This is a genomic window from Enterobacter cloacae complex sp. IR5458 (assembly GCF_049238025.1).
GTDB classification, from domain to species: domain Bacteria; phylum Pseudomonadota; class Gammaproteobacteria; order Enterobacterales; family Enterobacteriaceae; genus Enterobacter; species Enterobacter kobei.
Genome location: NZ_JBMKIF010000040.1, coordinates 22,377 through 31,275 on the forward strand (window position 1 = coordinate 22,377; position 8,899 = coordinate 31,275).

Consider the following 8,899-nt stretch of genomic DNA (forward strand, 5'->3'; position numbering starts at 1 on the left):
TTGTCTTTAAGTCGTTTTCTTCAGTATAGAATTGCGGCGAAATCTAGCAGAAAGCAAGCAAAGAAAAAAGGCGACAGAGCAATCTGTCGCCTTTTTTCCTGACTCACAACCCTTAGCGGGTCAGACATTCCATGTTTACCAACAACAAACCCTGTTTATCCCTTGGCTGATACCGTCCGTGTACGGTTCCCTTTCCTTTTAAAACGCCTCCAGGCGCCGGTCGTCCTGACTGTCCTGCGTCTTCGCCTCCTGGCGCTCCTGACCCTAATCCTTAAGTCGAATTCCTGTTGGCTTCCTCGCCCTGACGCATACTTTACCTTGTTCGCTTAAACTAACAAGCAACGAAACGGTGCAAAAAGAGATTTTCAGACAATTACCCGGAAATAAGCTTATGATTTAAAACAGTTTGACTTTTTTGACACCTGCGAATTCTCTTAAATCTCCCATAGCATGATGAGCCGATCTCTCACACAAGTGCGGGCTTTCCCCTGCAAGCTCTGTGTAATGAGAAAAGCCTTTTGTTGGCATTCGGGTATAATCCCCCCCAGATTACGATTTTGGAGACGACCACGTGACTACCTGGAACTACCAACAGACGCATTTTGTCACCAGTGCGCCCGATATTCGCCACCTGCCATCTGATACCGGTATTGAAGTGGCTTTTGCTGGCCGCTCCAATGCGGGGAAATCCAGCGCCCTGAATACGCTGACCAATCAGAAGAACCTGGCGCGCACCTCAAAAACGCCTGGCCGTACCCAGCTGATCAACCTCTTTGAAGTGGCTGAAGGCAAACGCCTGGTCGACTTGCCGGGATATGGTTATGCGCAGGTGCCTGAAGAGATGAAGATCAAATGGCAACGTGCGCTGGGCGAATACCTGGAAAAACGCATGTGCCTGAAAGGTCTGGTGGTGCTGATGGACATTCGCCATCCGCTGAAAGATCTCGATCAGCAGATGATCGACTGGGCCGTCGCAAGCGATATTGCCGTGCTGGTGCTGCTGACAAAAGCCGATAAGCTGGCAAGCGGTGCGCGTAAAGCGCAGGTGAATATGGTTCGCGAAGCGGTACTGGCCTTCAATGGCGATGTTCAGGTGGAGCCTTTCTCTTCGCTGAAAAAACAGGGTGTAGACAAGCTGCGCCAGAAACTTGATAGCTGGTTTAACGAGCTGGAACCCGCGACAGAAGCGGAAGAAGAGTAATACTGAGCGCGGCAATGCCCGCGCTTTTTTTTACCTGAACTTTTCTTTGCCACAATAAAAAACGCCCCAGTCATTACTGACTGGGGCGGCTAAAATATTCAGCCAAATCCGATTACGTGAAGTAAAAGGTCTGAAAGATAGAACATCTTACCTCTGTACCCTACGTCGATAACTCTACCCCTTTTTTTGCTGCAGAAAAAGCACTTTTTGTAGTTTTTTTTCATTCTTTACATAGGGAATTCTAATGATCGTCACAAAACGCACGTGGTTATGTTGCTAACTTACATAAAAAGCGCGTTATTCACAGAACCGTTAGTGAGCCTGATCCCAGTTTTCACCACTCCCCACTTCCACCAGCAACGGCACGTCAAGCGTCATGCTGCTTTCCATCAGTTCGTGGATCTTTTTCGACACGGTGTCGAGATCGTCTTTATGCACTTCAAACACCAGTTCATCGTGTACCTGCATGATCATTTTCACGCGCGGCTTCTCTTTCTCCAGCCAGGCATCCACGGCAATCATTGCACGCTTGATGATGTCTGCTGCAGTTCCCTGCATTGGGGCGTTGATCGCGGCACGTTCTGCGCCAGCGCGGCGCGCCGCGTTGCTGGATTTGATGTCCGGAAGATAAAGACGGCGGCCATCCAGGGTTTCAACGAAACCTTTCTCTTTCGCCTGAGCGCGAGTGCGTTCCATGTACTCCAGCACGCCCGGGTAACGTTCGAAGTAGAGATCCATATACTTCTGCGACTCTTTACGCGGGATGTTGAGCTGGCGTGAAAGGCCGAAAGCGCTCATACCGTAGATCAGACCGAAGTTGATCGCTTTTGCGCTGCGGCGCTGCTCGTTTGTCACGCTGTCCAGCGGCAAACCGAACACTTCCGCTGCGGTCGCCCGGTGAATATCTTTCCCTTCCGCAAATGCCGCCAGCAGGCCTTTGTCACGGGACAGGTGCGCCATAATGCGCAACTCAATTTGCGAGTAGTCAGCCGAGACAATCAGGTAGTCATCAGGTGCAATAAAGGCCTGGCGAATGCGACGCCCCTCTTCATTACGCACCGGGATGTTCTGCAGGTTTGGATCGGTTGACGAGAGTCGACCGGTTGCCGCAACCGCCTGATGATATGACGTATGCACCCGGCCCGTTTTCGGGTTGATCATCAGCGGGAGCTTGTCGGTATAAGTAGACTTCAGCTTCGCGAGACCACGGTACTGCAGGATCACTTTTGGCAGCGGGTAATCCAGTGCCAGTTCTTCCAGCACCTCTTCAGAGGTGGATGGCGCACCGCCAGGGGTTTTCTTCAGCGGCTTGATGCCCTGTTTTTCAAACAGGATGGTTTGCAACTGTTTCGGTGAAGAGAGGTTAAACGGCTCGCCTGCAAGCTCATGGGCTTTCTGCTCAAGCTCGGTCAGACGCTGTGCCAACTCTCCGGAGTGGTTATGCAGCACCGTAGGGTCGATTTTTACGCCGTTGCGTTCAATACGCGACAACACGGGAACCAGCGGCATTTCGATATGCTGGAACACGTTGAGCGGACCTTCATGCTTCTGCAGTTTCGGCCACATTTTCAGATGCAGCTGCAGCGTAACGTCGGCATCTTCCGCCGCGTAGCGCCCTGCTTCTTCGAGAGCTATCTGGTTAAAGGTGAGCTGATTTTTTCCTTTACCGGCAATCTCTTCAAAGGTGATGGTTTTGTGCTTGAGCCAGCGGTCAGATAAGGAATCCATATCATGACGACCCGCGACGCTGTCCAGAATATAGGATTCGAGCATGGTGTCGAAGGCAATCCCGCGCAGTTCAATGCCGTAGTTTTGCAGAATACCGCGGTCATACTTGAGGTTTTGCCCGACCTTCAGCGCCTTTTCGTCTTCCAGAATCGGCTTCAGCAGCTCAAGCACGCGTTCGCGAGAGATCTGCTCTGGTGCATCCAGATAATCGTGCGCCACAGGCACATAGGCTGCCATCCCCGGCTCTGTTGCAAAGGACAGACCCACCATGTTGGCAGAGATATTATCGAGGCTGTCAGTTTCGGTATCAAAGGCAAACACCGGTGCCTTTTTCAGTTTCTCGATCCAGGCGATCAGCTGCGACTCTTCAAGAATGGTTTCGTAGTTATCGAAGGAGAGGATTGTGGCTTCTTCTTCTGCCTGCTCTTCGGCATCAACGACAATCGTCTCTTTTGGCTTTGCAGCAGGTTTGGCCCCTTTCGCCTGCAGCCATTTACCCGCTTCCACGTCAGTGGTCCAGCGCTTGAATTCGTATTTCTTAAACAGGTTCAGCAATTCGTCAGCAGAAGGCTGTTGCACTTCCAGCTGCTCACAGCCCAGTTCCAGTTCGACATCGGTTTTAATTGTTGCCAGCTTATAAGAGAGATAAGCCACCTCTTTGTTCTCTTCCAGTTTGCCGGCCATGGTTTTTGCGCCACGGAAGGAGAGGCCTGCAATTTTGTCTGATTCGGCGTAAAGCGTATCCAACCCACCCAGACCCTGAAGCAACGCCTGCGCGGTTTTTTCACCGACGCCGGGCACACCAGGAATGTTATCCGAGGAGTCGCCCATCAAGGCAAGGAAGTCGATAATCAGTTCCGGCGGCACACCATACTTAGTGACCACCTCTTCTGGCCCCAGAATGGTATTGGTCATAGTGTTAATCAGGGTGATGCCTGGCGTCACCAACTGTGCCATATCTTTATCACCGGTGCTGATCAGTACCGGACGACCCATTTTTTCTGCTTCTCGCGCCAGCGTACCGATGACGTCGTCGGCTTCCACGCCAGAGACAGCCAGCAGCGGCAGGCCCATCGCTTTCACCATGGCGTGCAGCGGCTCAATTTGCGCACGTAGATCGTCAGGCATAGGCGGACGGTGGGATTTGTAATGCTCGAACAACTCATCGCGGAAGGTTTTGCCTTTCGCATCAAAAACGACTGCCGCATGGGTTGGCTGATACTGAAGGATCAGGCTGCGCAGCATATTCAGCACGCCGTACATTGCGCCGGTAGGTTCCCCTGCGCTATTGGTCAGAGGAGGAAACGCATGGTATGCCCGATACAGGTAAGATGAGCCATCGACGAGAATAAGTGGGTTTTCTGGGATCTGAACCATAATGTCCGTGCCTTTAATCAATTTATGCGTAAAGGATGCCACATAAGGATGAAAACATCAGTTATTCAGTCCCGATACAGAAAAAGATTTTGCGATCGTGAGGATCGTTCGCAAAAATCAAACTGTGGATAAGTTTGTGAATATTTTCACTTCAAATGAAAAGTAGACAGCCATTGCAGATCAAGACTGATAATAAATCATTAGATATCATATAGTTAATTAAGCACATCACATAAAAACAGCTTACTGATGGCAATTTAGTCTATGTGGATATAAGTCCTGATTAGTGCGCAATATTAGAGAAATCTTCTGCGTCAGGGTAAAAGCGGTCAAATGACGGCGTGAAAGCGCCAATACTTTGTCGTTTTTCTGGTAAAATCAGCGCCCAGCGCCGACGTGTCGGCCGCGCTCTTACCGCTAACCACCTGAAAAAACTCATCATGTCGAGATTGCTCGCTGCAATAACCTTACTGTTAAGCATCATTTTAACTATTCTGGTGACGATCGCCTGTTCCGTGCCGATCATCATCGCCGGGATCATTAAACTGCTGCTGCCTGTGCCCTCGGTGTGGCGAGCCGTGTCAGCGTTTTGTAACTTCATGATGTACTGTTGGTGTGAAGGGCTGGCGATCCTGTTGTGTCTGAACCCGCATCTGAAGTGGGATGTCGAAGGACTGGATAACCTCAATAAAAAGAACTGGTATCTGCTGATTTGTAATCATCACAGCTGGGCCGACATCGTGGTGTTATGCGTGCTTTTCCGCAAACACATCCCGATGAATAAATACTTCCTCAAGCAACAACTTGCCTGGGTACCTTTTATTGGGCTGGCCTGCTGGGCGCTCGATATGCCGTTTATGAAACGCTATTCGCGCAGCTATTTGCTTCGTCATCCGGAGCGTCGTGGTAAGGATGTAGAGACCACCCGCCGTTCCTGCGAAAAGTTTCGCGCGCATCCAACAACCATTGTGAACTTTGTGGAAGGCTCCCGGTTTACGGAAGAGAAACGTCAGCAAACACGCTCCCCGTATCAAAACCTGCTGCCGCCAAAGGCGGCGGGCATTGCGATGGCGCTTAATGTACTGGGTGCTCAGTTCGATAAGTTACTCAACGTCACGCTCTGCTACCCGAAGAACGATAACACCCCGTTCTTCGATATGCTCAGCGGCAAGCTGACACACATTGTTGTGCGGGTGAATTTAGTTCCCGTCGATGCCGAACTGCATGGCGACTACGTTAACGATAAAAATTTCAAACGTCGTTTCCAGCAGTGGCTTAATACACTCTGGAAAGAAAAAGACGAGCAGATAGACACCATTAAATCTTCATACAAAAACGCCGGTCAGTGACCGGCGTTTTCATCTCTAAGAACTTACTTTTTCTCAACCAGGTATTTCACGGTGTCAGCATACTGCTGAACGAAAATATCCATGCTGCTGGTGTCCATGCCCTGCATGTTCAGCTGATATTTACCGTTAACGAACATCGCCGGAACGCCCTGAAGCTGCAGGTCAGACGCCGCTTTTTCCTGCTGAGCAACCAGAGATTTCACCACAAAGCTATTCCACGCGGCGTCATACTCTTCCCCTTTCACACCGGCATCAACGAACACTTTACGGATATCCGCTGTGGTCTGAACGGTCTGGGTTTTCTGCACGGCTTCAAACATTGGGGCGGTGATCTTATCTTCCACGCCCAGTGCCATCGCAACCGCCCACGCCTGAGTCAGGTCTTTACCTAATGGGCCCAGGAACTCAACGTGGTACTTGGTCATTTTGGTGCCTTCCGGCAGTTTTTTCTTCACGTTGTCAGAAACATGCAGCACTTCTTCGAACTGGTAGCAGTGCGGGCAGTAGAACGAGAAGAACTCGAGAACCTGTGGCTCGCCAGCAACCGGCTTCTCCAGCGTAGTGTACTGTTTGCCGTCGGTAAATTGTGCAGCAGAAGCGCTAAATGCCAGAATCATACCTGCCAGCGCCAGCCAAATTTTTTTCATGATTAACTCTCTCCTGGGTGTGTCCTATTAATACATCGGCGTTAATTGCAGCGGGGGTTCCTGAAGAACCTTAACCTGCTCAGTGAATGTAGATATCTGGCTGCGCCAGTAATCTTCCCCGGTAAGCCACGGGAAATTACGGGGAAATGCGGGATCGTCCCAACGCCTGATTAACCACGCGAGATAATATACAAAACGCATCGCACGTAAAGGTTCAATCAGGGCAATTTCGTCTGAATTAAACGGGCTAAATTCTTCATAGGCTTCAATAATGGTTTCAAGCTGCATGCGTTGCTCGGCTTTGTCGCCATTCATCAGCATCCACAGGTCCTGAACCGCGGGCCCCATACGCGCATCATCAAGATCGACAAACAGCGGGCCATCGCGCCAGAGTATATTTCCGGCGTGACAATCGCCGTGCAGGCGCAGGACGGAAATATCATCGCGCCAGCAGGTTTTTACCGCAGCAATAAGTTTATCGGTGGCGCTGAGGAAATCAGCCTTTAGCCCAGTGGGGATCAGTGCAGAGGTTTCGAATACCTGGCGCGGCTCGATAAGATATTCCTGAATACCGATCGTCGGTCGGGCTGTGAATACCGTTTTTCTTCCCGTCTGGTGAATGCGACCCAGATAGCGGGCAACCCACTCCATTTGATCGATATTATCCGCTTCAAACTGGCGGCCACCCAGGCTTGGGAATACAGCGTAATAAAAGCCTTCATGCGTCAGCAGCGTTTGGTTGTTGAATTTTATCGGTGCGGCAACCGGGACATCGTCATCCAGCAGATCGTGAGCAAACTGATGCTCTTCCTGAATTTGTTCTGCGGTCCAACGTTCAGGCCGATAGAACTTCACGACAAAGCGCTGACGATCCTCATCCTGGAATTGATAGACACGGTTTTCGTAGCTATTTAAAGGCGTTAACCCCGAATCCACACGAATGCCCTGTTCAAACAGGGCATCCATAATGGTATCCGGGTGTAATGTCTGGAAAGTAAAAGCCTGGTCGTTCATCCGATCATCCGGAAATTATACGAATGATTCAGGATATCATCTTGTGGCGATTTCGGTGGCTCCGCTTACAAGCTTTTACTCTTTAATTACGCCACGGGCGCGCAGCAGCGCCGTTTTAAAATCTTCCTCATAATCCTTCTGAATACCAGGAATAACAGCATCTTTGGCAGAATCGCGCATTTTGAGGTGGTAGATCAGGATGTCGTCAGAAAGGTCTGCCAGTTCGCCGTCAAAACCTGACTCTTTTGCCAGTTTCTGCAAGAATTGCATCAGATTAAGCTCTGGCTCTTTTTGCCAGGCTGGCTGGAGGAGTTCAATAACTTCATTCAGACGTTTACATTTCATGGTGGTGCTCCTTTCATTTAGAGTGACACGTTAGCAGGGTCAATCCCACAATAAAAGAGGCGATATTCGTGAATCTTAGCCAGGAAATCATTGGGGTCGTTCTGGCAGGTGGCAGAGCAACGCGGATGGGAGGGAAAGATAAGGGGCTCCAGCTCCTGAATGGCAAACCCTTATGGCAATGTGTCGCTGATACGCTCGCCGGCCAGGTGACAACCCTGGCCATCAGCGCTAACAGGCATATCGACACGTATCAGCACAGCGGGTATGCCGTGTATCAGGATAATATTGAGGATTACCCGGGGCCGCTGGCCGGTATGCTCTCAGTGATGCAGCAGTCGAACGGTGAGTGGTTTCTGTTCTGTCCCTGCGATACCCCGTTTATTCCATCCTGTCTCGCTGAGCGTCTGGTTCAGCTTCGTGGCACAGCATCCGTGGTTTGGGTACATGACGGCGAGCGCGACCATCCTGCTATTGCCTTAATGCACCGCTCGCTAGTGTCTTCTCTGGAGGCGTATCTGGCGGCGGGAGAACGCAGAGTGATGGTGTTTATGCGCCAGTCTGGCGGCCATCCTGTTGATTTTAGCGATTTCAAATCGGCTTTTGTGAACGTGAATACGAGTGAAGATTTGCAGAGGATGCAGGAGAAGAGATGATCCCCGTTTTAGCTATTTCCGCATGGAGCGGCACAGGGAAAACCACGCTGCTGAAGAAACTAATACCCGCACTGTGTGCGAAAGGTATTCGCCCCGGATTGATTAAGCATACGCACCATAACATGGATGTCGATAAACCGGGAAAAGACAGCTATGAGCTGCGTAAAGCGGGTGCCGCGCAGACAATCGTGGCAAGCAATCAGCGCTGGGCATTAATGACAGAAACGCCAGATGAGGCACCGCTGGATCTGGCTTATCTGGCCAGCCGGATGGATCATTCCAGCCTGGATCTGGTGCTGGTCGAGGGGTTTAAGCATGAGGCTGTACCTAAGATCCTGCTGTTCCGAAGCGATGCCGGGCATGATGTTAGCGAGTTAACGCTTGATGAGCATGTGATTGCGGTGGCCAGCGATGTTGTATTGCCGCTTGAGGTTTCGCTGTTGGATTTAAATGATGTGGATGGGATAGCGGAGTTTATTGTGACGTGGAGTGCGGTTTGATGCCCTCTTCCTGCGGGAGAGGAAAGCCCAAAGCAAAAAACCCCGCACCTTACGGTACGGGGTTCTTCTATTTGATGCCTGGCAG

At 50.7% G+C, this 8,899-nt stretch carries 8 protein-coding genes; 4 read left to right on the forward strand and 4 right to left on the reverse strand.

What is annotated here, in order from left to right; translation table 11 throughout:
- Positions 1 to 571 precede the first annotated feature (571 nt).
- Complete coding sequence (yihA, locus tag ACOTYN_RS22645; RefSeq protein WP_014885764.1) at positions 572 to 1,201, forward strand: ribosome biogenesis GTP-binding protein YihA/YsxC; 630 nt, start codon at positions 572 to 574, stop codon at positions 1,199 to 1,201.
- 312 nt (positions 1,202 to 1,513) lie between these two features.
- Here the strand turns inward: yihA and polA are convergent, their stop codons facing one another.
- Complete coding sequence (gene polA, locus ACOTYN_RS22650) at positions 1,514 to 4,306, reverse strand: DNA polymerase I (protein WP_332959144.1); 2,793 nt, start codon at positions 4,304 to 4,306, stop codon at positions 1,514 to 1,516.
- Positions 4,307 to 4,746: 440 nt separating this feature from the next.
- Here polA and ACOTYN_RS22655 point away from each other — a divergent pair, with 440 nt between their 5' ends.
- Positions 4,747 to 5,655, forward strand: coding sequence for an acyltransferase (locus ACOTYN_RS22655; protein ID WP_071922768.1), 909 nt, complete (start codon positions 4,747 to 4,749; stop codon positions 5,653 to 5,655).
- 23 nt (positions 5,656 to 5,678) lie between these two features.
- Here ACOTYN_RS22655 and dsbA read toward each other — a convergent pair whose 3' ends face one another.
- The 3 genes from dsbA to ACOTYN_RS22670 all read right to left on the reverse strand — a co-directional run bounded on the left by dsbA (position 5,679) and on the right by ACOTYN_RS22670 (position 7,661).
- Complete coding sequence (dsbA, locus tag ACOTYN_RS22660; protein ID WP_014885768.1) at positions 5,679 to 6,302, reverse strand: thiol:disulfide interchange protein DsbA; 624 nt, start codon at positions 6,300 to 6,302, stop codon at positions 5,679 to 5,681.
- 27 nt (positions 6,303 to 6,329) lie between these two features.
- The gene (locus ACOTYN_RS22665; protein ID WP_047343901.1) at positions 6,330 to 7,316 is read right to left on the reverse strand and encodes a serine/threonine protein kinase; all 987 of its coding nucleotides are present in this window, start codon (positions 7,314 to 7,316) and stop codon (positions 6,330 to 6,332) included.
- A 75-nt stretch (positions 7,317 to 7,391) separates the two neighbouring features.
- Complete coding sequence (locus tag ACOTYN_RS22670; protein WP_003861904.1) at positions 7,392 to 7,661, reverse strand: YihD family protein; 270 nt, start codon at positions 7,659 to 7,661, stop codon at positions 7,392 to 7,394.
- Positions 7,662 to 7,729: 68 nt separating this feature from the next.
- Here ACOTYN_RS22670 and mobA point away from each other — a divergent pair, with 68 nt between their 5' ends.
- Positions 7,730 to 8,314 carry a molybdenum cofactor guanylyltransferase MobA gene (gene mobA / locus ACOTYN_RS22675; protein ID WP_032635205.1) on the forward strand — a complete coding sequence of 195 codons (585 nt, stop codon included), beginning with the start codon at positions 7,730 to 7,732 and terminating at the stop codon, positions 8,312 to 8,314.
- Positions 8,311 to 8,814 (forward strand): molybdopterin-guanine dinucleotide biosynthesis protein MobB, encoded by a 504-nt coding sequence (mobB, locus tag ACOTYN_RS22680; protein ID WP_332959150.1) that lies wholly within the window; start codon positions 8,311 to 8,313, stop codon positions 8,812 to 8,814. The genes mobA and mobB overlap by 4 nt, the downstream gene beginning before the upstream one ends.
- Positions 8,815 to 8,899 lie beyond the last annotated feature (85 nt).